21 protein-coding genes are annotated in these 22,215 nt (G+C 75.0%); 9 read left to right on the forward strand and 12 right to left on the reverse strand.

The annotated features are described in order from the left end of the window. Positions 1-2: 2 nt before the first annotated feature. Complete coding sequence (locus ACFY0X_RS17220; protein WP_387755157.1) at positions 3-1,604, forward strand: sigma-70 family RNA polymerase sigma factor; 1,602 nt, start codon at positions 3-5, stop codon at positions 1,602-1,604. Between the two features lie 66 nt (positions 1,605-1,670). Here ACFY0X_RS17220 and ACFY0X_RS17225 read toward each other — a convergent pair whose 3' ends face one another. From ACFY0X_RS17225 to ACFY0X_RS17235, 3 genes are all read right to left on the reverse strand, one after another. Next, a complete protein-coding gene (locus ACFY0X_RS17225; protein WP_387755160.1) occupies positions 1,671-1,907 on the reverse strand; it encodes a hypothetical protein in 237 nt (78 codons plus the stop codon). A gap of 88 nt (positions 1,908-1,995) precedes the next feature. Beyond that, the gene (locus tag ACFY0X_RS17230; RefSeq protein ID WP_387755162.1) at positions 1,996-2,484 is read right to left on the reverse strand and encodes a hypothetical protein; all 489 of its coding nucleotides are present in this window, start codon (positions 2,482-2,484) and stop codon (positions 1,996-1,998) included. A 265-nt stretch (positions 2,485-2,749) separates the two neighbouring features. Continuing rightward, a complete protein-coding gene (locus ACFY0X_RS17235; RefSeq protein WP_387755165.1) occupies positions 2,750-4,303 on the reverse strand; it encodes a M1 family metallopeptidase in 1,554 nt (517 codons plus the stop codon). Between the two features lie 337 nt (positions 4,304-4,640). Here ACFY0X_RS17235 and ACFY0X_RS17240 point away from each other — a divergent pair, with 337 nt between their 5' ends. Further along, on the forward strand, positions 4,641-5,558 hold the full coding sequence (locus tag ACFY0X_RS17240) for a carbohydrate kinase (RefSeq protein WP_387755168.1): 918 nt from the start codon (positions 4,641-4,643) through the stop codon (positions 5,556-5,558). A gap of 7 nt (positions 5,559-5,565) precedes the next feature. Here the strand turns inward: ACFY0X_RS17240 and ACFY0X_RS17245 are convergent, their stop codons facing one another. Continuing rightward, positions 5,566-6,105 carry a GNAT family N-acetyltransferase gene (locus tag ACFY0X_RS17245; RefSeq protein WP_387755170.1) on the reverse strand — a complete coding sequence of 180 codons (540 nt, stop codon included), beginning with the start codon at positions 6,103-6,105 and terminating at the stop codon, positions 5,566-5,568. Between the two features lie 256 nt (positions 6,106-6,361). Here ACFY0X_RS17245 and ACFY0X_RS17250 point away from each other — a divergent pair, with 256 nt between their 5' ends. Continuing rightward, complete coding sequence (locus tag ACFY0X_RS17250; protein ID WP_387755173.1) at positions 6,362-7,327, forward strand: polysaccharide deacetylase family protein; 966 nt, start codon at positions 6,362-6,364, stop codon at positions 7,325-7,327. 48 nt (positions 7,328-7,375) lie between these two features. Here ACFY0X_RS17250 and ACFY0X_RS17255 read toward each other — a convergent pair whose 3' ends face one another. Both ACFY0X_RS17255 and ACFY0X_RS17260 read right to left on the reverse strand, forming a co-directional pair. Beyond that, the gene (locus ACFY0X_RS17255) at positions 7,376-7,807 is read right to left on the reverse strand and encodes a YchJ family protein (protein ID WP_387755176.1); all 432 of its coding nucleotides are present in this window, start codon (positions 7,805-7,807) and stop codon (positions 7,376-7,378) included. A 187-nt stretch (positions 7,808-7,994) separates the two neighbouring features. Next, positions 7,995-8,399 carry a hypothetical protein gene (locus tag ACFY0X_RS17260; protein WP_387755179.1) on the reverse strand — a complete coding sequence of 135 codons (405 nt, stop codon included), beginning with the start codon at positions 8,397-8,399 and terminating at the stop codon, positions 7,995-7,997. 350 nt (positions 8,400-8,749) lie between these two features. On the opposite strand from ACFY0X_RS17260, the gene ACFY0X_RS17265 reads away from it, so the two are divergent. After that, positions 8,750-9,079, forward strand: coding sequence for a hypothetical protein (locus tag ACFY0X_RS17265; RefSeq protein ID WP_387755182.1), 330 nt, complete (start codon positions 8,750-8,752; stop codon positions 9,077-9,079). Between the two features lie 137 nt (positions 9,080-9,216). Here ACFY0X_RS17265 and ACFY0X_RS17270 read toward each other — a convergent pair whose 3' ends face one another. After that, on the reverse strand, positions 9,217-10,839 hold the full coding sequence (locus tag ACFY0X_RS17270; RefSeq protein WP_387755719.1) for a cytochrome bc complex cytochrome b subunit: 1,623 nt from the start codon (positions 10,837-10,839) through the stop codon (positions 9,217-9,219). A 408-nt stretch (positions 10,840-11,247) separates the two neighbouring features. On the opposite strand from ACFY0X_RS17270, the gene ACFY0X_RS17275 reads away from it, so the two are divergent. Together ACFY0X_RS17275 and ACFY0X_RS17280 are read left to right on the forward strand one after the other, a co-directional pair. Further along, complete coding sequence (locus ACFY0X_RS17275) at positions 11,248-11,574, forward strand: hypothetical protein (protein ID WP_387755184.1); 327 nt, start codon at positions 11,248-11,250, stop codon at positions 11,572-11,574. A gap of 145 nt (positions 11,575-11,719) precedes the next feature. After that, positions 11,720-13,330, forward strand: a complete 1,611-nt coding sequence (locus tag ACFY0X_RS17280) for a glutamate synthase subunit beta (protein WP_387755186.1) — start codon at positions 11,720-11,722, stop codon at positions 13,328-13,330. A 62-nt stretch (positions 13,331-13,392) separates the two neighbouring features. Here the strand turns inward: ACFY0X_RS17280 and ACFY0X_RS17285 are convergent, their stop codons facing one another. Continuing rightward, positions 13,393-14,913 (reverse strand): TolB family protein, encoded by a 1,521-nt coding sequence (locus ACFY0X_RS17285; protein WP_387755189.1) that lies wholly within the window; start codon positions 14,911-14,913, stop codon positions 13,393-13,395. 261 nt (positions 14,914-15,174) lie between these two features. Beyond that, positions 15,175-16,470: an MFS transporter gene (locus ACFY0X_RS17290; RefSeq protein ID WP_387755192.1), complete on the reverse strand. Its 1,296-nt coding sequence runs from the start codon at positions 16,468-16,470 to the stop codon at positions 15,175-15,177. Positions 16,471-16,594: 124 nt separating this feature from the next. Between ACFY0X_RS17290 and ACFY0X_RS17295 the strand changes: the two genes are divergently transcribed. Then, positions 16,595-17,233 carry a TetR/AcrR family transcriptional regulator C-terminal domain-containing protein gene (locus ACFY0X_RS17295; protein WP_387755194.1) on the forward strand — a complete coding sequence of 213 codons (639 nt, stop codon included), beginning with the start codon at positions 16,595-16,597 and terminating at the stop codon, positions 17,231-17,233. A gap of 33 nt (positions 17,234-17,266) precedes the next feature. On the opposite strand, the gene murQ is transcribed toward ACFY0X_RS17295, so the two are convergent. After that, positions 17,267-18,172 carry an N-acetylmuramic acid 6-phosphate etherase gene (gene murQ, locus ACFY0X_RS17300; protein WP_387755197.1) on the reverse strand — a complete coding sequence of 302 codons (906 nt, stop codon included), beginning with the start codon at positions 18,170-18,172 and terminating at the stop codon, positions 17,267-17,269. A gap of 292 nt (positions 18,173-18,464) precedes the next feature. Between murQ and ACFY0X_RS17305 the strand changes: the two genes are divergently transcribed. Next, a complete protein-coding gene (locus tag ACFY0X_RS17305; RefSeq protein ID WP_387755200.1) occupies positions 18,465-19,088 on the forward strand; it encodes an endonuclease in 624 nt (207 codons plus the stop codon). Between the two features lie 23 nt (positions 19,089-19,111). Here the strand turns inward: ACFY0X_RS17305 and ACFY0X_RS17310 are convergent, their stop codons facing one another. After that, entirely contained in the window at positions 19,112-19,792 is a 681-nt protein-coding gene (locus tag ACFY0X_RS17310) for a DUF6445 family protein (protein ID WP_387755202.1), read from the reverse strand. A gap of 121 nt (positions 19,793-19,913) precedes the next feature. Further along, positions 19,914-20,561 carry a TetR/AcrR family transcriptional regulator gene (locus ACFY0X_RS17315; protein WP_387755205.1) on the reverse strand — a complete coding sequence of 216 codons (648 nt, stop codon included), beginning with the start codon at positions 20,559-20,561 and terminating at the stop codon, positions 19,914-19,916. Positions 20,562-20,757: 196 nt separating this feature from the next. Here ACFY0X_RS17315 and ACFY0X_RS17320 point away from each other — a divergent pair, with 196 nt between their 5' ends. Next, complete coding sequence (locus ACFY0X_RS17320; protein ID WP_387755208.1) at positions 20,758-22,206, forward strand: MDR family MFS transporter; 1,449 nt, start codon at positions 20,758-20,760, stop codon at positions 22,204-22,206. Positions 22,207-22,215: the final 9 nt, after the last annotated feature.

Genomic DNA, 22,215 nt, shown 5'->3' on the forward strand with positions numbered 1-22,215 from the left:
CCATGAACGCTGATGTGCAGAACAGGACCGGGACCACCCTGGTGCTCGCGGCGCAGGCAGGTGACCGGCAGGCCCAGGAGGCGCTGGTCGCCACCTGGCTGCCGCTCGTCTACAACGTGGCCGGCCGCGCCCTCGGCGGCCACGCCGACGTGGACGACGTCGCGCAGGAGACCATGATCCGGGCCCTGGACGGCCTGGACGGGCTCCGCGAGCCGGAGTCCTTCCGGTCCTGGCTGGTCGCCATCACCATGAACCAGGTGCGCCGTCGACACGCCGCCGGCCAGCAGCAGCCGACCGTCGGCGGCCTGGACGAGACCTGGGAGGTCCCCGACCCGCGGGCCGACTTCACCGACCTCACCATCCTGCGCCTCGGCCTGTCCGGCCAGCGCCGCGAGGTGGCCGAGGCGACCCGCTGGCTGGACCCCGACGACCGCGAGCTGCTCGCCCTCTGGTGGCTGGAGGCAGCCGGCGAGCTGACCCGCGCCGAACTCGCCGAGGCCCTCGACCTGAGCCCGCAGCACACCGCCGTGCGCGTGCAGCGGATGAAGAAGCAGCTCGAAGCGGGCCGCGTCGTCGTCCGCGCGCTCGGCGCCTACCCCCGCTGCCCCGGGCTGACCGAGCTCACCGCGGGCTTCGACGGCACCCCGAACTCGGTCTGGCGCAAGCGCATCGCCCGCCACATCCGCGACTGCTCCGACTGCGGCGGCCTCGGCCGGGACCTGTTCCCCGCCGAAGGGCTGCTGGCCGGCCTCGCCCTGGTGCCGATCCCGCTGGACGCGCCCGTACTGCTGCACTTCCAGCACACCGCGGCCGCCGTCGCGTCCTCGACGACCGCCACCGGAGCGGGCTCCGGTGCGGGTATCGGAACGGGCGGCGGCGCAGGCGGCGGAACCCACGCCGGAGCCGGTGCGCACGCGGGAGGGCACGGCGGCTGGGCGGGCACCGCTGCCCGCAAGGCCGTCCTGGCGAGCGGCGCGGCCGCGGCCGTCGCCGTGACCACCCTCGCCCTGGTCTGGCCGCAGGCCGGCGAGCCGCCGCAGCCGACGGCCCCGGAGCCCACTGCCCCGGCCGCGGCCCAGGACACCCCGACCGCTGCCGCCGCACCCGCCACCGCCACCCCGGTGCCGACCCCGACACCCGCGGAGAGCCCGACGCCGACGGCGACGCCCACCCCGACGCCGACCGTGACTCGCAGCGCCACCGCGACACCGCAGCCCAACCCGGAGCGCCAGCTGGTCGACCTGGTCAACGCCGAACGCGCCAAGGCCGGTTGCACCCCGCTGCGGATCGACCCCCGGCTGCACGGCACGGCGCAGAAGCACGCGGAGGACATGGCCACCCGCGGCTTCTTCGACCACGTCAACCCGGACGGCGTCCGGACGGAGGCCCGGATCACCGCCGCCGGCTACCGCTGGTCCCAGTGGGGCGAGAACCTCGACCGGGGCCCGACCACCCCGGCCGCCGTCTTCGCCCGCTGGATGGACGGCGGAATCCACCAGTCCAACATGCTCGACTGCGGATTCAAGGACATCGGCGTCGGCTTCGCCACGAGCTCGGCCGGCACCCCCCACTGGACCCAGGACCTCGGAGCCCCGCTGTCCTGAACCCCGCTGTCCTGAAGCCCGGCCGACGGCGACCGGGCAGCGGTGACCGGCCGGAGGCCGTGGGGACTACGCGGGCGTGGCCGCCACCAGGCCGTCCGCCGACCCGGTCACATAGCCGGTGGCCTCCCCGAGGACACCGCCCGCGTCACCGACCTGCCCGGGCGCCACGTCCGTGGCACTGCTCAGCGGCCCGGGCAGCCCCTCCTGCCCGCCCACGGCACTGGCGTGCGCACTCGGCGCGGTGAGGGAGGCCACGACACCCACGGCGAGCGAGGCGACGGCAAGCATGCTGCGCTTCTTCATGGCCGGTCCAACGACGCTGCGCCGGAAGGGTTACGGCCTACCGCGGCCCCACCCGCCCCACCGGGCCCCACCATGCCCGACCGCGGCGTCAGGCCCGGTAGAACGTTCGCCCGGCGGCACCCGAGGAGACCGACCACACCTCGGTTATGAGCCCACCGCTGAGCCGCAGGGTGTCCGTCCCGCTGCGCGCCGTCACACCACCCTCGCCGTCCGGGAAGCTCGCCCGGTACGGCCGGGCCACCAGGCCGGACAGCGCGCCGTCGACCGACTCCACGTCCACCACCGGGACGCCCTCGGCCTCGAACCGCAGCCCCGGCCGCCCGGCGCGCCACCGCCCGATCAGCTCCGCCAGCCCGGCCGGCGTCCGCACGCCGTCGAACGCCTCCGTGCCCGCCTGCGCGTACCGCAGGGTGAAGTCGGGCGCCATGATCTCCTCGGCCGGCCCCGACTCACCGTTCCACAGAGCCGTCCAGCGGTCGTAGACCCCGGCCCCGGCCTCCCGCAGTTCGCCGCCCGTCAGCTCGACGCCCGCCTGCGCGCCACCCGTCAGATGGCCACCCGTCAGATCGACACCCATCACTGAACCCCCGTTCGTTCCCGATCGTGCTGGGGACGCTAGCACCGGGGACTGACAATCCGGCCGGGAGTCCTGCCGCCCGCTCACCGGCGGGGGCGCGGGGGAACGTTGGACGGCCCGCGAGCCGACCGGGGCTGTGCCGGGCGGCGGGCGGGCCGTGGGAACCACCATGGCCCCACCAGCCCCTGTCGGTCAGGGGCGTGCGAGGGGTGATCGGACGCACGGCGGCGCGCCGGGCGTGCACCAGCAGCCCCAGCCGCGCCGTTCAGAGCGTCCCGGAGCCCCGCGCCACCCCGGGCCCGCCGGCCACTGCGGCCCCACCCTCCCGGACCCGCGCCCCGGGAGCCGACACCCCCGGAGCGGCGCCCAGTCGGCCCACCGGGCCCACCACCCAGTCCGGATGCCCCGGCATCGGCGGCGTCCGCAGCCCGTACAGCCAGTCGTCGAGGAAGCCCCGCAGGTCCTGCCCGGACACCGCCGAGGCCGTCCGCACGTAGTCCTCGGTGGTCGCGTTCCCGTACCGGTACGTGCGCAGGAAGGTGCGTTCGATCCGGTCGAAGGTCTCCGCCCCGACCTTCTCCCGGAGCGCGAACAGCACCAGCGCGCCGCCCGTGTAGCGCTGGCTGTCGAAGAGGTCGGCGGCGGTGGGGGAGGCCACCGGCCCGGAGTCGTGCCGCCACTGGTCGCCCAGGCCGTAGAGGTAGCGCATCCGGTCGACCAGCGTGGTGTACCCCCAGGCGTCCGGCCAGCCGCGCTCGTAGCGGTAGGCCAGGCCGTAGAAGTCGGCGTGGCCCTCGTTGAGCCAGAGGTCGGACCACCGGGCGGGGGAGACGCTGTTGCCGAACCAGGAGTGCACCAGCTCGTGCATCATGTGCGAGCCGATCGCCGGCTCCGGCTGCCGCAGGAAGTTCGGCTTGTAGAGGGTGAGCGTCTGGGTCTCCAGGCCGGTGAAGGCGAACGCGGCCGGGTCGTCGGTGTTGACCGGCAGGATCCCGTACGTCTCGAACGGGAACGGCCCCAGGTGCGCTTCGGCCCAGGCGAGTTGGCCGGGGGTGAGGGCGAGCGCCGGCTCCAGCTCGGCGGCGCGCGCGGTCGGCACCACGTCCCGCAGCCGCAGGCCGTGCGGGCCGGTGCGCTCGCGCACCGTGTAGTCGCCGACCGAGACCTGCACCAGCTCGGTGGCCATCGGCTCGCGCGAGACGTACCGGCGGGTGGTGCGGCCGTCGCCGTGCCGCTCGGTGGCCGCCAGCTCCCCGTTGGCCACGCCGAGGAGGCCGTCCGGGGCGGTCACCGCGATGGTGAACCGCGCCTTGTCGCTCGGGTGGTCGTTGCACGGGAAGACGGTGTGCGCGCTGTTCGGCTGGCCGGCCACCGCGAAGCCGTCCGGCGTGGGGACCCAGCCGGTGTGCGGCAGCGGGGCGCGCGGGTCGGCGGTGTACTCGACGGTCAGCCGGGTGACGCCGCCCGGGAGGAACGGCCTGGCCGGGGTGACCGTCAGCTTCTCGTCGTGGGCCGCGAACTCCGCCGGCCGCCCGTCGACCCGGACGGCGCGCACGGTCAGTCCGAGCGCGTCCAGCTCCAGCCGGGCCAGCGCGCGGTCGGGCCGTACGGTCACCACGGCGGTGCCGTCCACCGTCCGGCTCCCGGCCCGGTAGTCGAAGGCCAGGTCGTACCCGAGCGCCTGGTACCCGGCGTTCCCGAGCGAGGGGAAGACCGGATCGCCCAGCCCGTCGGCGGCCCCGGCCGTCGGCACGCTCGCGGACAGCAGCACCGCGCTGAGCGCGAGCGACGGGACGAGACCGGCGCGGGGCCTGACCATGGGTGATCACCGCACTTCGGGAGCGGGAGCGGAGGCGGGGGCCGCCGGGACGGAAGGCCCGGCCACGGATGCTAGTGGACCGCCCGACCACCCCGGGCGCGATCGGCCCGGTTCGACGACGCACCGTGGTCCCCCGGACGGCCCACGGTGATGGCGGTCCACCCCCGCGCGCTCTAACGTCAGGAGTGCACCTTCCCCTGACGGACGGTGCCACGGCCGTCGGAACACCTGGCCAGGTCCGGCGGCCGTACTTCTGTGCCCTGGCGCCGCGCGCCCGGAGGCAACCCGTAGGCTGGCAGCCGAGACGACGCCCGCGTACCGGATGCCAGGAGCCGCCGTGACCAGCCCCGAATCGCCCGTTCTGGTGATCGGCGAGTGCGTCGCCGACATCGTCCGTACGGGTGAGGCCCCGGACCGGGTGCACCCCGGCGGCAGCCCCGCGAACGTCGCCTACGGCCTGGCCCGGCTGGGCCGCCCGGCCACGCTGCTCACCGAACTGGGCCCGGACGCCAACGGCCGGCTGATCCGCCGGCACCTGGAGTCGGCGGGCGTGCGGGTGGAGGCGGTCGAGGCCTCCCGGACGCCCTCGGCGGTGGTCGAGCTGGACGGTCAGGGCCGGGCCCGCTACTCCTTCGACATCCGCTGGACGCTGCCGCCGACCGAACCCGCCGAGCCGCCCGCGGCGATCCACGTCGGCTCGATCGCCGCGGTCACCGAGCCCGGCGCGTCATCGGTGCGGGCGCTGGTGGAGCGCTGGCGCGGGCGGGCGCGGATCAGTTACGACCCCAACGTGCGCCCGGCGCTGATGGGGGACCGGGCCGAGGCAGTGCGCCGGGTCGAGGGCCTGGTGGCGCTGAGCGACCTGGTCAAGGCCAGCGACGAGGACCTCGCCTGGCTCTATCCGGGTGAGCCGCCCGAGGCGGTGGCCGAGCGCTGGCTGGCCCTCGGCCCCGCCGTGGTCGCGGTCACCCTCGGCGCGGAGGGCGCCTTCGCCCGCACCGCGGACGGCGGACGCGCCGAGGCCGCGGCCCTCCCGGTACCGGTCGCGGACACCGTCGGCGCCGGCGACTCCTTCACGGCCGCCTTCCTGCACGCCCGTGCGACGGGCGCCGACCTCGCGGCCTGCCTCACCCACGCGGTGACGGCGGCGGCGCTGACCGTCGCCCGCCCGGGCGCCAACCCGCCCTCGGCGGCCGAACTCGCGGCCGCCCTGGCGGGCGGCCCGCCGCCCCGCTCCGGCGCGAGCGCCGGGTAGCCCCGGCTCAACTGCCCTGCCGCACCTCGACGGTGAGGTCCTTCCCGTACCAGACCTCGGCGTACGGCCCGCTGCTGTAAGCGGGGATCTCCCGGTACCCGTTGCGCAGGTACAGCGTGCGGGCCTCGATCAGGTCGAGGCGGGTGTCGAGGACGATCCGCTCGGCGCCCAGTGAGCGGGCGGCCCGGTCGACGGCGGCCAGCAGGACGGCGCCGCCGCCGGTGCCGCGCAGGCCGGGGCGGACGAAGACGCGGGTGAGCTCGGCGGTGGTGGCGTCGATCCGCCGCAGGCCCGCGCAGGAGTGGGCGACGCCGTCGTGGCGACCGATCAGGAAGACGCCGTCCGGGGCGGCGAGGTCGTCGCTGGGGGAGCCGGCCAGGCCGGACTCCAGCTCCTCGGGGGTGCCCTCCCGGCCGAAGTGCAGGCGGTAGTAGCGGTTGGCCACGTCGTAGTAGTACTCGCGCAGCAGGTCCAGGGCCTCGGGGGTGGTCACGTCGGCCGTGGTGATGGTCCAGAGGGCTGAGCGGCCGGGCGCGGTGTTCGTCATGGGCGCATGATCCGGTTCGGGGGCCGGCACCGCAATCGGTTTTCCCGGCGGCCCCGCCCGTCGCCGGAGGCCGCTGATCACCCGGCCGCCCGCCGCCGGGCAAAGGAACGGCAAGGACCCCGGTGCGTCGTTGCCCCGCACGGGTGACGAGGGGATTGGCGGTGGTGCGCGGCGGGGGAGCAGTGCACCCATGAACAGACCATCAGGTTGTCGCATTAGTGGGGGTCTGAGGGGGAATCAGCACCACCGGAGCGGTGTGCGGACCGGCCTGCTGGCCACCGCCTGCCTCTCCGCCGTCCTCGCCGGCTGCGCCGGTCCGGCCGCTCCCGCCGGGCCGAAGTCGGCCCCGGCCGCCGACGCCAAGGCGACGCCGGCGCCCGCCGCCGAGGCCGTCGCGGCGGCCGAGGACGCCGACCGCGCGGGCGCCCCGCCCGCGGCGCAGCTGCTGCCCGGCCTGGCCCGCAAGGAGGAGCAGAACAGCAGCGAGGCCATGGCCCGCCAGGAGGCGGCCGTCCGAGCCGCGCTGGAGACCGCCCAGCGCTGGGGCCTGGAGCGTCCGCCGCTGAAGGCCCCGCCGCGCCCGGCGACCAGGGCCGCCCTCACCCCGGTGCAGGGCGTCAAGCTCGCGGACGGCCGCCCGCCCGTCGTCTACCGGGTGCCGACCGACGACAAGGTGGTCTTCCTGACCGTCGACGACGGCGCCGAGAAGGACCCGGAGTTCTCCCGGATGGCCGAGGAGCTGGGCATCCCGCTCAGCGCCTACGTCTCCGACTACCTAGCCCGGGAGAACTACGGCTACTTCCGCGACCTCCACGCCCAGGGCGTGGAGATCAACAACCACACGATCAACCACCGCAACCTGAAGGTGCTGGACTACGAGAGCCAGCGCCAGGAGATCTGCACCCAGCAGGACCAGCTGGAGCAGCAGATCGGGGCCCGCCCCCGGCTCTTCCGGCCGCCGTACGGCGAGTACAACGACGACACCCTGCGCGCGGCGGCCTCCTGCGGGGTCGAGGCGGTGCCGCTGTGGAACGAGGAGGCGTTCCCGGACCACATGGAGTGGCGCTACGACGACCGGAAGCTCCATCCGGGCGACATCATCCTGACCCACTTCCGGGGCGCCGACATCTGGAAGGCCTCGATGCCGGACCTGCTGCGCAAGGTCCTCAACGAGGTCACCGAGCAGGGCTTCGCGCTGGCCCGGCTGGACGACTACCTGTAGCGGCCACCCGCAGCCGCCGGCCGCAGCGCCGACCGCGGGCCGGGCGGCTCAGCCGAGCGAGAGGGCGTCGAGGTACACCCAGGCGCCCTCGTGCCGCACGAAGCGGCTGTTCTCGGTGAGCACGCCCGCCTCGCCGCCCTCGGTCCAGTGCGCCCGGAAGGCGACCGTGCCCTCCGCGTGGAACGCGCCGCCCTCGGTGGTGCCGACCACCTCCAGCCCGGTCCAGCGCAGCCCCGGATCGAAGTCGACCTCCGCGGGCCGGGTGTCCGGGTGCCAGGTGCGCAGCAGGTACGCCTCGTCCTGCGCGGCGAAGGCGCTGAAGCGGGAGCGCATCAGGGACTCGGCGGTGCTGGCCTTCGCCTGGCCCCGGTGCAGCCGGCCGCAGCAGTCGCCGTAGGCGGCGGGCAGGCCGCAGGGGCAGGGGGAGGAGGGCAGCAGCCGGGGCGCGGCGGCGCGGGACTCGGAACGACGTCGGGACATGCCGTCCATTCTCCCCCACCCGTCGGACGGCTCCCCGGCGGGCCCGCCCCCGCCGCCCCTGGTCCGCCCGCGACTGCCACCCGGGTCAGCGGCCGAGCCGGACAGCGGGCCGGGGCGGGCCCAGAGCGGGCGGCGCCGACCGCGGCGGCGGCGTCGGTCGTCCCGAACCCCCTCGGGTACGGCGGGTTCACCCGTTCCGCGGATCGGGCAGCCCGGCCGCCGGCTGTCGCAGGGCTTCGCCGAACAGCGGCTGGAACGGCACCGCCGGGTCGGCGGTCAGGTGGTGCTCGTCGGCGACCTGCAGTGCGCAGAGCGCGGCCGAGGCGACCAGCTTCGGGTAGAGGTCCCGGTCGGGGTCGGTCCCGGTGCGGGCGGCCACCGCCGCCGCCAGGCCGGCCCGGGTGGCGGCGGTGGCGCGGACCACCTCGGCCTGGAGCGCGGGCTCGCCCAGGAGCAGCCGGACGGCGGCCGTCCACTGCACGTGGGGCTCCTCGGCCGCGCCGTCGAACGGCACGGCCGGCGACCGGGTCAGTGCCTCCCAGAGCGGTTCCTCCGCCGGGCGTTCTCCAGCCCCCGTTCGATCGCCGGGCACAGTGCCGCCCGGCTGAGGGCCTCCCGCGTCGCGGCCTTCTTCCGTTCCCGCAGTCCGGGTTGACCGTTCGTCCGGGTATCACTGTCCCGGCAGAGGTGCGCGGTGCCCGATCGTGCGCGGCACGCAAGATTTTCCCGGGTGTACGGGTTCTGGCGAGCCGTCCCCCCACCTGCGGTTCGTCGCTGGTAGTAGTTGCCTGGTTGCGGAGCGATCCCCGCCGGGAGCCCGTGCCCGCAGGATTTCCGACGGGACGACTCGACACGACTTGAGGAGCGGTCATGGGTGGCAGACAGCGTCCGCCGAGAGCGCGGACCCCCCGCCAGGGCAGGCCCGCCGGGGCCGGTGCCCGGGTGAACTCGCGGGCGGGGTTCGCTCGCATCGAGGGGTTCCTGGCCTGGGAGGCGGAGGTCGCGGCGGCCGAGCGGGACGCCCGCGCGTTCGCCGCGCAGTTCCCGTGGCTTCCGGAGCCGGAGCGGGAGTTCCTCGAACAGGCCTACGCCGCAGACCGGTTGCGCTACGCCGAGGAGGTCGTCGACCGCGCGGTCGAGCGCTGCCGGCGGCTGGCCGCCCGCTACCGCGTCGAGTGCCGCCGGATCTGCGCCCGCTGGGCGGCGCTCTGCCTCTCCGTCACCGTGGCGGCGGCGCTGATCGCCGTCGTCCCGGCCGTCCTGCGCGGCTGACCCGCCGTTCCGGCCGTCACCGTCCGGTGCGGCCGGGTGCGCCCGGGCCGCCGTCGACCGCCCCGGGCACGACGAGGGCCCGCTGTGCCGTCTCCGGCACAGCGGGCCCTTTCCGACGTCGGGGACCGGTCGGGGGATCAGTGGTGGCCGTGGCCGCTGGTGATCTCCTCGTGCTCCTCGACGGTGGGCTTGGCGATCTGGCTGTACTCGCCGTAGAAGCCGCGGGAGAGCTTCACCCGCGCGCGGGTCCACAGTCCGGCCTTGCGGGCCACCCCGTTCTCGTCCACCGCGGGCGGCAGCACGGAGGGCTGGGGCTGGTCGTGCGAGGTGAGGGTGTAGAGCCGGCCCTGCGGCAGCGGGGCGTGCACCTCGACGAACTCGCCGTGCTGGAGCCGGTTGATGACGCCGGTCTCCCGGCCGTGCAGCACCTTCTCCCTGTCCCGCCGCTGGAGGCCCAGGCACCACCGCTTGGTGATCACGAAGACGACCACCGGCAAGGTGAAGAAGCCGGCCCGCACCGCGTAGGTGATCGCGTTGATCGAGAGGTGGAAGTGGGTGGCCAGCAGGTCGTTGCCGCCGCCGGCCAGCAGGAGCAGGTAGAGGGCCATCCAGGCCGCGCCGAAGGCGGTGCGGACCGGCGCGTTGCGGGGCCGGTCGGCGATGTGGTGCTCACCCCGGTCCCCGGTGATCCAGGCCTCCAGGAAGGGGTAGCACCAGATCACCAGCAGCACCAGCGGGAAGACCATCAGCGGGATGAACACCCCGAGGTTGAGGGTGTGGCCGCCCCAGACGCTGATCTCCCAGCCCGGCATCACCCGGATCAGGCCCTCGGAGAAGCCCATGTACCAGTCCGGCTGGGCGTCGGTGGACACCTGGTCCGGACGGTACGGCCCGTACGCCCAGATCGGGTTGACCGTGGCGATCGCCGACATCACCGCGACCACGCCGAAGACCAGGAAGAAGAACCCGCCCGCCTTGGCCGTGTAGACCGGCAGCAGGGGCATGCCGACCACGTTGCTGTTGGTCCGGCCGGGCCCGGCGAACTGGGTGTGCTTGTGGTAGAAGACCAGGATCAGGTGCGCTGCGAGCAGGCCCACCATGACGCCCGGGATCAGCAGGACGTGGACGGTGAACAGCCGGGGGATGATGTCGGTGCCCGGGAACTCGCCGCCGAAGAGGAAGAACTGCAGGTACGTCCCGACGATCGGGATGGACAGGACGGCGCCCTCCATGAAGCGGATGCCGGTGCCGGAGAGCAGGTCGTCCGGCAGCGAGTAGCCCATGAAGCCGTCGAACATGCCGAGGATCAGCAGCAGCGCGCCGAAGACCCAGTTGACCTCCCGCGGCTTGCGGAACGCGCCGGTGAAGAAGACGCGCATCATGTGGGTCAGCATCGAGGCGACGAAGACGATCGCGGCCCAGTGGTGGATCTGGCGCATCAGCAGGCCGCCGCGCACGTCGAAGCTGATCCGGACCGTCGAGGAGTAGGCCTCGGACATCGGGATGCCCTTGAGCGGCACGTACGACCCGTCGTAGACGACCTCGCCCATGCTCGGCGTGAAGAACATGGTGAGCCAGACGCCGGTGAGGATGATGATGACGAAGGTGTAGAGCGCGATCTCGCCCAGCATGAAGGACCAGTGGTCGGGAAAGATCTTGCGCAGGTTGGCCTTGGCCAGGGAGTAGATGCCGAGTCGGCCGTCCGTCCAGTCGGCCAGGGCCTCGGCCGGGTTGGCGGGGTTGGCGCGCGTGCTGGTCACCGGTCCCGGCTGCGACTGCTGGTCGGTTCTCACGACGGGCTCCCCGGCGTCCTCGGCGTACCGTGCTGGAGGCCCGCCGGCGGGAACGCCGGCCGGCGAAGTGTTGTGATCATGGGACCTCTCGATACGGGCCCGCCGGCCGGACCGGCGCGCGGACCAGGTGTTCCGCTGGACCCGTTGCTCAGGGTGATGGAGCGCTTACTCTGTCATGCTGTCGGCAGGGGGCCGACTGTGCACGTCCATCGGCCCGTCCGGCCGCTCGTGTCGGGCCGGACGGGGGGCTCTGACGCCCGATCGGCTGGCCGCCGCTCGGCCCAACGGGTGCCGATGCTGCGGTCGGGTGCCCCCGAAGCGTGTCGGCGCGCGCCGTGTCCGGGGGTCTCCCGGTCCAGGGCCTACGCTTCGCCAATGGCGGATCACCGTGAACTCTTCGAGGACGTCACCGAGGCCCTGGCCCGCGCCGGGTTCGACACCGGCCCGGGCGCCTCACCGCTGTGGATCGACCGTCACCCCGAGGGCGTGCTGGTCGGCTGGACGCCGGGCGCGGAGCCGGGCGGTCCGCCCTCCCGGGAGGCGGTCGCGGCACTGAGCGGCGCGGCCGCGGTCGTCCTGCGCGAGTGCGGCTACCTGGTCGCCGGTACGGAGGAGGGGGATCTGCTGGTGCGTTGCGCCGAACCGGTGACGGTTCCGGACTCGCCCGAGCCGGAGCCGGTGCCGGAACAGTGGTGGGGCTGAGCGGGGCCGTCCGACGGGCAGGGGCGGGCTGCGGCGGCCGCCGGTTTCGCGCGGTGCTTCGCGGGCGTACGGTGGCCGTACGGTGGCGCGCCGCCGGGTGGGCGGGCCGCTTGGTCCGTGTCGGCACGCCCTGCCGGAGGCCGCGATGGCAGACCGGATGGCCTTCTTCACCACCCCGCGCGCGGAGCGGGCGCGGCGGGACGCGCGGGAGCGGCTGGGGGACTGGCGGGAGGTGTACCGGCCGGGGTCGCTGCTGCCGCTGGTGGGCCGGCAGGCGGGGCGGTGCATGGAGTGCGGGCTGCCGTTCTGTCACAGCGCCTGTCCGCTGGGGAACCTGGTGCCGGAGTGGAACCGGCTGGTGGCGGCGTCGGATCCGGGGTCGGAGCCGGATCCTGGGGCCGGGTCGGACCCGGGGCCGGCGTCTGGGACGGGGTCGGCGTCGGCGTCGGGGACGGGGACGGGGACGGGGACGGGGTCGGGGGAGGAGCGGGGCGCGGGGGCGGACTGGCGGGCGGCCGCGGCGCGGCTGCTGGCGACCAACAACTTCCCGGAGTTCACCGGGCGGCTCTGCCCGGCGCCCTGCGAGAGCGCCTGCGTGCTGGCGATCGACGGCGCGGCGGTGACGATCAAGAACGTGGAGCTGGCGATCGCCGACCGGGCGTGGGAAGCGGGTTGGGACGTGCCCCGGCCGCCCGAGTGCCGGGAGCGGGCCGGTGGTCGGCGGGTCGCGGTGATCGGCTCGGGGCCGGCCGGGCTGGCCGCCGCCCAGCAGCTGACCAGGGCCGGGCACACCACCACGGTGTACGAACGGGCCGACCGCGCGGGCGGGCTGCTCCGGTACGGCATCCCGCCGTTCCGGCTGGAGAAGCACCGGTTGGAGCGCCGGCTGGACCAGCTGCGGGCCGAGGGCGTCGACCTCCGCACCGGGGTGTGGGTCGGCCGGGACGTCCCGGGTGAGGAACTGCGGGCCGGGTACGACGCGGTGGTGGTCGCGGTGGGCGCCACCGCCTGCCGGGACCTGCCGGTGCCGGGTCGGGAGCTGTCCGGGGTGCACCAGGCGATCGACTACCTGACCTGGGCGAACCGGGTGGACGAGGGCGACCGCCCGGTCTCACCGGTGTCCGCCGAGGGGCGCGACGTGGTGATCGTCGGGGGCGGGGACACGGCGGCGGACTGTCTGGGGACGGCGCTGCGCCAGCGTGCCGCGTCGGTCACCCAGTTGGACGTCAATCCGCGTCCGCCGCGGGGCCGGGCCGCCGGGCAGCCCTGGCCGGTGCACCCCAAGGTCTACCGGGAGACCACCTCGCACGAGGAGTCCGGCGCCGCGGAGGCCGGGCCCCGGGTTTTCGCCGCGGCCACCGTGGGCTTCGAGCCGGGCCCGGACGGTCGGCTGGCCGCCGTCCGGTTCGCCGAGGCCGAACCCGCCGACCGCAGCCCGCGGGCCGGCACCGAGCGCAGCCTGTCGGCGCAGCTGGTGCTGCTCGCGCTGGGGTTCACCGGGCCGGAGCCCGACCGGCGGCTGTTCGGCCAACTCGGCCTCGCCACCGGCGCGGAGGGCACCCTGGCCAGGGACGACGGCTTCGCCACGGCGGCGGAGGGCGTGTTCGTCGCGGGGGACGCCGGGCGCGGGCAGTCGCTGATCGTCTGGGCGATCGCCGAGGGGCGGGCGGTCGCGGCGGCGGTCGACCGGTACCTGCGGGGGTGGACGGAGCTGCCGGCGCCGATCCGGGCCTCGGCGCGGGCGCTCACGGTGTGAGTCCGGGAGCGCCCGCGCCGGACCGGGCCTCCGCCGGGGGTCAGTGGTCCGTCGGGCGGGTGTCAGAACAGCGGCAGGCGGCGGAGGAACACGTCCTCCACGCCGTTGGTGTCCCCGGGGACGAGGGTGCCGTCGGCCGAGGTGAACACCACGGTGGTGCCGAAGGCGCCGGGGAACGGGGAGTGCGAGGGGCCGGTGCTCTGCGAACCGTCGCCCGCCAGGCTGACCCGCTCGGTGCGGCCGGTCCACAGGTCGTGGCGGAACACGTCTTCGGCGCCGTTGGTGTCGCCGGGGACGAGATTCGCCGCCTCCGAGCTGAAGAGGACCCACCGGCCGTCCGCCGTGATCCGGCCGCCGTAGGAGCTCAGGGTGGTCGTCGTACCGGGCAGGCCGGCGCTGACCAGCGTCTCGGTGCCCCGCCCGAGGTCGCGGACGTAGACCTCGAAGTGGCGGTCCCACTGGGAGTCGCCGTGCAGGACCCAGGAGGAGTAGACCGCGTAGCGGCCGTCGGGGCTGATCGAGGGGCTGACCACGCCCTTGTAGCCGCCGTCGGCGTCCGGGCTGGCCAGGCTCGTCCGCCCGGTGCGCAGGTCGCGGGCGTACAGCGGGTAGGTGCGCGGCTTGCGGATCTCCGCGCGGGGGTCGGGGAGGGCGACGGGTCGGAGGTCGGCTCGGGAGTCGGGCAGGGCGTCGGGGCGGGCGTCTGGGCGGGAGTCGGGGCGGGACGAGTCGGCGGTGAACTCCTGGTCGGAGCCGGCCCTGAGCTCGGCGACCACCTTCGGGGAGAGGCCGCCCGCCTGGCCCGGGTCGAGGAGGTTGGTCGCCTTGGAGATGAAGACGACCGTGTTGCCGTCGGCGCTGATCTCCGGCGCGGAGGAGGAGGCGTCCGCCTCCCTGCCGTCCGCGCCGATGCTGACCAGGCGGGTGTCGCCCGTCCAGCGGTCGGTGACGTAGATGTTGCCGCCGGACCAGGTGACCGTGCCCGGGGCGAGGTCACCGCGGTTGGACTGGTAGGCGACGTAGCGGCCGTCCCAGCTGATCGAGGGGACGCCGGAGAGCTTGCCGGTCTGCGGCACTCCCGTCCTGCCGACGCTGACCAGCCGGGTCTCGCCGGTCCGGCGGTCGTGGACGTAGACGTCCTCGGAGCCGCGGTTGGCGCCGGGGGCGAGGTTGGTGGCGGTGGAACCGAACGCCACGTAGCGGCCGTCGCCGCTGATGGCGGCCTGGTAGGAGGCGCCGTCGGCCTGGGCGCCGCCCGGGCCGGTGTCGACGCGTTCGGTGCGGCCGGTCCACAGGTCGCGGACGAAGACGTCGGACGTGCCGTTGGTGTCGCCGGGCACCAGGTCGGCGGCCTGCGAGGTGAAGACGGCGAAGCGGCCGTCGGCGCTCAGACCGTCGGCCTGCGAGGCTCCGGTGGCCTGAGCGTGTCCGGGACCGACGGAGACGCGTTCCGTGCGGGCGCCCGGCCGGACGGCCGGGCCCGCGTCGGCCGGAGCGGCCTGGGCCGGTGCGGCGACGGCGGCGGCCAGTGCGGCGGCCGCGAGGGCGCAGGCCGTGCGCAGCGGGCGGCGGATGCGGATCATCTGGTTCCCTCCCCTGGGATCGGCCGTGCCGCGTCGGCGGTGGACGCCGAACTCCCCGGCGGCCGGCTCGGGGTGAGCCAACCGCCGGGCGGGGCGGTCGGTCAACGGTTGCGCGCCGGGAGCGGCGCACCCGTGCCGGGAGCCCGCAGACGTGATCGAGTCGGGTGCGTACGGCTGTTGCGGCGATCCGGTGACAGGAGGGTCGGGAGATCTGCGTACGGGGGGTGGTGGGTCGGGGCGGGGGCCGGCGGGCGGGCGCCGTCACGGGGTGGGCTCCGCGGTGGCCGGCCCGGTGCGGTGGGCCCGCTGGTCGTAGCGCCAGAGCGCGGGGATCGCGGCGGACAGCGCGGCCGAGCTGCCGAGGCAGAGCAGGCCGCCGGTGCGCAGGGCCGCCCGGATGCCCTGGCGGGCGGCGAGCCCGCCGGCCCGGAGGTCGCCCAGGGCCGGGCCGGCGGATCCGGTCAGCATCTCCAACCCGGCGGCGCGGCCCCGGAGTTCGTCCGGAATGGACTGGTTCCAGATGGCGCTGCGGAAGGTGTCGCCGATCCAGTGCGCGCCGCCCGCGACGGTGAGGCAGAGCAGCACGGTCCACAGTCCCGGGGCGAACGCGGCCGCGGTCGTCGCCGCGCCGACCAGGGCGGCGGAGAGCAGGACCAGCCGGCCGTGCCGGTGCACCCGCGCCGCCCACCCGCCGGTCGCGGCGGCGAGCAGGCTGCCGGCCGCGCCGGCCGAGTAGAGCAGGCCGAGCGCCCAGGTGGCGTCCAGGTCCGCGGCCAGGAACGGGAAGAGCGCGGTGGGCAGGGCGAACACGGTGGCGGCCAGGTCGGCCAGGTAGGTGCCGATCAGATCGGGCCGCCTGGCCGCGTACCGGGCGCCGTCGAGGAACTCGGTGAGCCGCGGTGCCTCGGCGTCCCGCTCGGAGGGGACCGGCCGGACCCGGGCGAGCAGGGCGATCGAGAGCAGGAAGGTGCCGAGGTCGACCAGGTAGGCCGCCGGGACGCCGGCGGTGGCGATCAACAGGCCGGCCGCCGCCGGGGCGGCCACGCCGCCGATGCTCCAGCGCAGCGAGAGCAGGGCCCCCGCCGCCACCAGCTGGTCCCGGGGCACCAGCCGGGGCACCATCGCCTCGACCGAGGGCTGCTGGATGCCCTGGAGCGCCGCGGCCACCCCGGCGGCGGCGTAGAGCGGCCAGACGGAGGGCGTGCCGAGCAGCGCGTTGGCCAGCAGGAGGGCGCTGAGCGCGGCCAGTGCGACCTCGGTGACCAGGGCGACGGTGCGGCGGTCGGCCCGGTCGGCGAGGACACCGCCGTAGAGGCCGAACAGGACGGTGGGCACGAGTTCCACCGCGCCGACCGCGCCCACGGCCAGCGGCGAGCCGGTGAGGTCGGCGATCTGGAGCGGGATCGCCGTCATGGTGAAGATCGAGCCGAGCAGGGTGACCGTGCCGGAGGTCCAGGTCAGCCGGAAGTCCCGGGAGGACCGCCAGGGCGCGGTGTCGGGCAGCACTCGGGACCGGAAGCGGCCCCTTCCGGAGGTCGGGTCCGGTCCGGAGGTCATGAGGGGTGATCCCTTCGCGGCCGTCGGCGTCGCGACGGCTCTCCTTATCGCTGATAAGTTCCAGCTCGGGAACTTATCGGCGATAAGGTGGGCCTGGCAAGTGGTTGACGGGGAGGTCGATCGGATGGCGCTGCGGCGCGACGAGGTGGTGCGCACGGCGCTGCGCCTGCTCGACGAGGAGGGCATCGACGGGCTGACCACCCGCCGGCTCGCCCGTGAACTCGGCGTCCAGTCACCGGCGTTGTACTGGCACTTCAAGAGCAAGCGGGAACTGCTCGACCTGATGGCCGAGGCGATGCTCGCCGAGGCCCTCCCGCCCGACCGCGAGCCGGACCCGGAGCACTGGCCCGAGTGGATCGCCGCCGACGCCCGCGCCAAGCGGAACGCCCTGCTCGCTTACCGCGACGGCGCCCGGGTGCACGCCGGAACCCTGCCCACCGAGGACGAGCTCCCGGCGGTCGAGGCCCAGTTGGGAGCGCTCTGCGGAGCCGGGCTGCGCCCGCGCACGGCGCTGCGGCTGCTGCTGACCGTCGACCGCTACATCATGGGCTGGGTCACTGAGGAGCAGGCCTGGCGGCAGGACGCGGCGGACCGCGACCGGCCGCCGTTCCCGGACGAGGCGCTGAGCGGACTGCCGCTGCTGCGCGAGGCGGTCGACGTGCTGCGGATGACCGACCACGACGCCGACTTCGAGTACGGGCTGCGGGTGCTGATCGAGGGGTTCCGCGCGGAGATCGCGCGGGAGGCTGGGGAGGGCCGTTAGGGCCTGGATGCCGGCGGCCCCGGGGCGCGGGCGTCAGGGCTGGGCGAGCCGGAGGGCTTCGCGCAGCCGGCCGTCCGAGGCCGTGAGCAGGCGGGCGGCGGTGGGGGCGTCCACGTCCGCGAGCAGGGACAGGACCGCGTCCTTGGCCCGGCCGCCGGTCGCGGCCAGGGCGCGGTCGACCGCGGCCCCGTCGGCGCCGGTCGCCTCGGCGACGATCCGTCGGGCGCGGTCGCGCAGCTTGTCGTTGGTGGCGCGCAGGTCGACCATCAGATTTCCGTACGTCCGTCCGAGCCGGACCATCACGGCCGTGGACAGCAGGTTGAGCACCAGCTTCTGCGCGGTGCCCGCCTTGAGCCGGGTCGATCCAGCCAGTACCTCCGGGCCGACCTCCACCTCGACGCCCAGCTCGGCCGCGGCCGCGAGGGCCGAGCCCCGGTTGCACGCCAGCCCGACGGTCAGCGCCCCGGCCGCCCGGGCGGCGCGGACGGCGGCCAGCGGGTAGGGCGTACGGCCGGAGGCGGAGACGCCGACCAGGGTGTCGGCGGGGGTGAGGGCGAGCGCGGCCACGTCGGCCTCGGCGAGGTCGGTGCGGTCCTCGGCGCCCTCGGCGGCCGCCGTCACGGCCGAGCGTCCGCCCGCGATCAGGCCGACGACCAGCGCCGGATCGGTGCCGAAGGTCGGCGGGCACTCGACGGCGTCCAGCACACCGAGCCGCCCGGCCGTCCCCGCACCGGCGTAGACCAGCCGGCCGCCACGCGCCATCCGGGCGGCCACGGCGTCGACCACGGCGGCGATCCGGTCCAGCTCCCCGGCGACCGCCGCGGGCACCGTGCGGTCCTCGGCGTTCATCAGGCGGAGCAGCTCGACCGTGGGCAAGTGGTCGATCGCGGCCCACTCGGGGCGGACGGTCTCGGTCGTGGGAACGGCATCACGGCTCATGCTCCCGCCTCGCTTCGCTCGGCAGGGGCCTTCGCCCACGCGCACCTCTTGATGATTCGCTCGCTGCGCTCGCTCATGCTCCCGCCTCGCCTCGCTCGGCAGGGGCCTTCGCCCACGCGCACCTCTTGATGATTCGCTCGCTGCGCTCGCTCATGCTCCCGCCTCGCTGCGCTCGGCAGGGGCCTGAGCCCATGCGCACCTCTCGATGATTCGCTCGCTGCGCTCGCTCATGCGGCGAGCCTCCCCGGGTGCGAGGCGCCCGAATCAGGGCAAGCGTGGAGGGAGGGAGGTGGTGGCCGTGGAACCGACCGTTGCCGAACTGCTGGACCGGTTCGGCCGTACCTACGCGGAGGAGGCGGGGATCACGCTGCGGGACAAGCCCTCGCCGCTGTACCGGCTGCTCGTCCTGACCGTGCTCTGCTCGGTGCGGATCAGCGCCGGGACCGCCACCGCGGCGGCCCGCGAACTGTCGGCCGCCGGGCTGCGGACCCCGCGTGCGATGGCCGGCGCCCGGCGCCGGACGCTCATCGAAGCCCTGGGCCGGGCCCACTACGTGCGCTACGACGAGAGCACCGCCACCGCGCTCGGACAGGGGGCGGAGCTGCTGCTCGACCGCTGGCACGGTGACCTGCGGCGGCTGCGGGAGGAGGCCGGGGGCGATTCCGAGCGGAGCGGCGAGCTGCTCCGGGAGTTCCCCCGGATCGGACCGGTCGGCGCGGGGATCTTCCGGCGCGAGGCGCAGGCGGTCTGGCCCTCGCTGCGGCCGTACTTCGACGAGCGGGTGCTGGAGGAGGCCCGGACGCTCGGGCTGCCGGATGAGCCGGACGGACTGGCGGCGCTGGTCGGGCCGGGGGACCTGGCCCGGTTTGCGGCGGCGCTGACCAGGGCGAGCCTGGCGCACGTGGGGGCCGGGTGAGGTGTGCCGTTGCTGGGCGGGCGTCAGGCCATCCAGAAGAAGACCGCCGTCATCCGCCGCTCGGCGAGCTCGGTGCCGTAGTAGCCGGTGGCGCTGTGGATCAGGTTGGCGTGGTAGAGGAGCAGTTGGTTGTAGCGGTTGGGGACGCGGACGTCCTCCGTGAAGTGGTCGGCCGGTACGTGGCGGGTGCCGAGCGCCTCGACCAGGTTGTTGTGCGGGGCGTTGACCAGGTTGCCGCCGAGGCGGCCGCCGGGGAACTGCTGGCGGTAGAAGCTGGTGCCGGCGTCCTTGGGGGCGCCGGGGCTGAGGTAGAGGACGGCGGCGTAACGGCAGAGCGCGCGGGAGTCGGTGTGCGGGCGGGACTCGGACTCCCCGGCGCCGACGACCTGGACGCAGTTGTGGTTGAGCGTGCCGCCGCCCGGGGTGCTCTGCACCCAGAGCCGGGAGGCGCCGGTGGCCTTGCGGACCAGCGACTCGACCCGGGCCAGCTCGTCGGGTTCCAGGCCCGGCATGGTGCGCAGTCCGGGCCATGTCTCGGGGCGGTGCGGGTAGCCCTCCGTCCAGTCCCCCCGGGCCAGGCAGCGCTCCCGGACGGCGTCCGGGTCGGGCAGCACGTCGTCCAGGACCCAGTAGTCCCGGCCGCGGGTGGGTTTGCGGTACGGCAGAACGGGCAGGGCGATAGGCCTGATGGGCTGTGGGGGCATGCGCCGACCATAGGGGCGGTGATCGTCAACGTTCTGCCGTGAGCAGGTCAACCTTTCGTCAAGGGTGCCCTGACCTGGGCGTATGGCCGGGGCCCCGGGCGCGCGGCGGTGGTCCGGTGCGCTAGTCCTCCCGTACGGCGAAGCTCCCCAGGGCGCCCTCCAGGCGGTCGTAGGCCCGGACCGCCGAGGGGCGGACCGCGGTGGCGATCGCCGCGTGCTCCTCACCCGCCAGGGTGCGTCGGAACACCTCGGCGAACACCGCCCGGTCGACGGCGGCGAGCAGCGCGGCGGCGACCCGGCACTCGAAGCCGACGGGTCTCTCGTGCACCGCCTCGGCCAGTGCCTCGGCGAGTGCCGTCTCGCTCTGCTCGTGCAGCTCGCGCAGCCGGGCGCCCAGCGAGGGACTGTCGAAGACGGTGCGGGCGAAGGCCGGGCCGGAGAAGCCGAGCCGGGCGTCGTGCCGGTCGAGCCCGGTCAGGCAGTCGCGGCGCACGGCGGCGAGCGCGGACTCGCCCGGCGCGCGCCCGGCGACGGCCGCGGCGAGCCGGCCGGCGAGCTCCTCGTGCAGGTCGAAGAAGAGGTCCTCCTTGCGGGGGAAGTGGTTGGTGACGGTCATCTTGGCGACTCCCGCGGCGGCCGCGACCTCGGCGATGGTCGTGCGGTCGAAGCCCTGCGCGATGAAGAGCCTGGTCGCGGCGTGCGAGATCGCCTCGCGGGTGCGGCGCTTGTTGAGCTCGCGCAGGTTCGGCGTGGTCCCGGTCTCGGTCATGGCGGGAGCGTAGCGCAGTTCGCTGGGTCGAGCACAGTAATTAGGTTTGACCCAGAAGCTCGGTCCGCCCTAAGTTCTTCCCGGGCGGTCGGACCGGCCGCCCGGGTGAGTGTCCGCGAGGGTGCCGGGTGAGCGTCGGAGTGACCGCACGCGGCTTCGGGGAGCGGCTCGCCCGAGGGCGACCAGGGGAGGGCGCATGACCACATCCGTCACGGCGAAGGACCGACCGGGAGGAGTCCGGGAGGGGGAGCCGGAGCCGATTCCGCCGGGTCTGTGGAAGATGGGCGCCGTGCTCGCGCTCGGGCCGGTGCTCGCACTGTTGGACAGCACGATCGTCAACGTCGGCATCGACTCGGTGGGGCGCGACCTGCACAGCTCGATCGGGGCGGTGCAGTGGGTGGCCACGGGGTACCTGCTGGCGATCTCGCTGACGATGCCGCTCTCGGGCTGGGCCGCGGCGCGGTTCGGTGGGCGGCGGGCGTGGCTCGCCTCGGTCGTCCTGTTCGTGCTCGGATCGGCGCTGTGCGGGCTGGCCTGGTCGACGGGCAGTCTGATCGCCTTCCGGGTACTGCAGGGGATCGGCGGCGGGATGATCCAACCGCTGGGCCAAGCGATCATCATACAAGCGGCCGGCCCCTCCAGGGTCGGGCGGGTGATGGGCACGCTGATGCTTCCGATCAGCCTGGCCCCGGTCCTCGGTCCCATCCTCGGCGGGCTGGTGCTGGAGCACTTCGACTGGCGCTGGATGTTCCTGCTGAACGTGCCGGTCGGGCTGGTGATCCTGCTGCTCGCCGCCCGGTGGCTGCCGGCTGACGAAGCGTCGGACGGGCCGAAGCCCCGGCTGGACGTCACCGGTCTGGTGCTGCTCTCGCCGGGCCTGACCGGGCTGGTCTACGGGCTCTCGACGGTCGGTGACGGCGACGCGACGGCCGGCTGGGCCGCTCTGCTGGTGGGCGTGATGCTGGTGGCGCTCTACGGCCGGCACGCGCTGCGGGTGGGCCGCGGGGGAGTCCGGACGCCGCTGATCGACCTGCGGCTGTTCGCCCGGCGCGGCTTCAGCGTGGCGACGGCGAACAGCTTCCTGCAGGGCGCCGCGCTGTACAGCTCGATGTTCCTGGTGCCGCTGTACTACCAGCAGGTGCGGCACGCCGGCGCGGTGGAGGCCGGTCTGCTGCTGGCCCCGCAGGCCCTCGGCACGGCGGTCACCGCCATGCTGGCCGGCCGGATGACCGACCGCATCGCGCCGCGTCCGCTGATCCTGATCGGCATCGTCTGCTCCCTGGTCGGCAGCGTCGCGTTCACCCGGCTGGGCAGCGGCTCCGAACCGGCCGGCTGGCTGATCGCCGCCTCGCTGGCCCTGCGCGGCGCGGGCATGGGGATGATCGCGATACCCGGCCTGGCGGCGGTGTACGGGAGCGTCGAGAAGGACCAGGTGCCGACGGCGGCGGGCGCGGTCAACGTGCTGAACCGGGTGGGCGGAGCGCTCGGCACGGCGGTGCTGACGCTGGCGCTCCTGCAGGCGCAGGACGGGCACCCGGGCCACCCGGGCGCGGCCTTCGGCGAGACCTTCTGGTGGGTGCTGGCGCTGTCCGCGCTCGCCATCGCTCCGGCACTGCTCTACCCGAACACCCGCAAGTCCGGCTGACCACCGGTC

The sequence above is a fragment of the Kitasatospora sp. NPDC001547 genome (assembly GCF_042894165.1).
In the GTDB taxonomy this organism is placed as follows: domain Bacteria; phylum Actinomycetota; class Actinomycetes; order Streptomycetales; family Streptomycetaceae; genus Kitasatospora.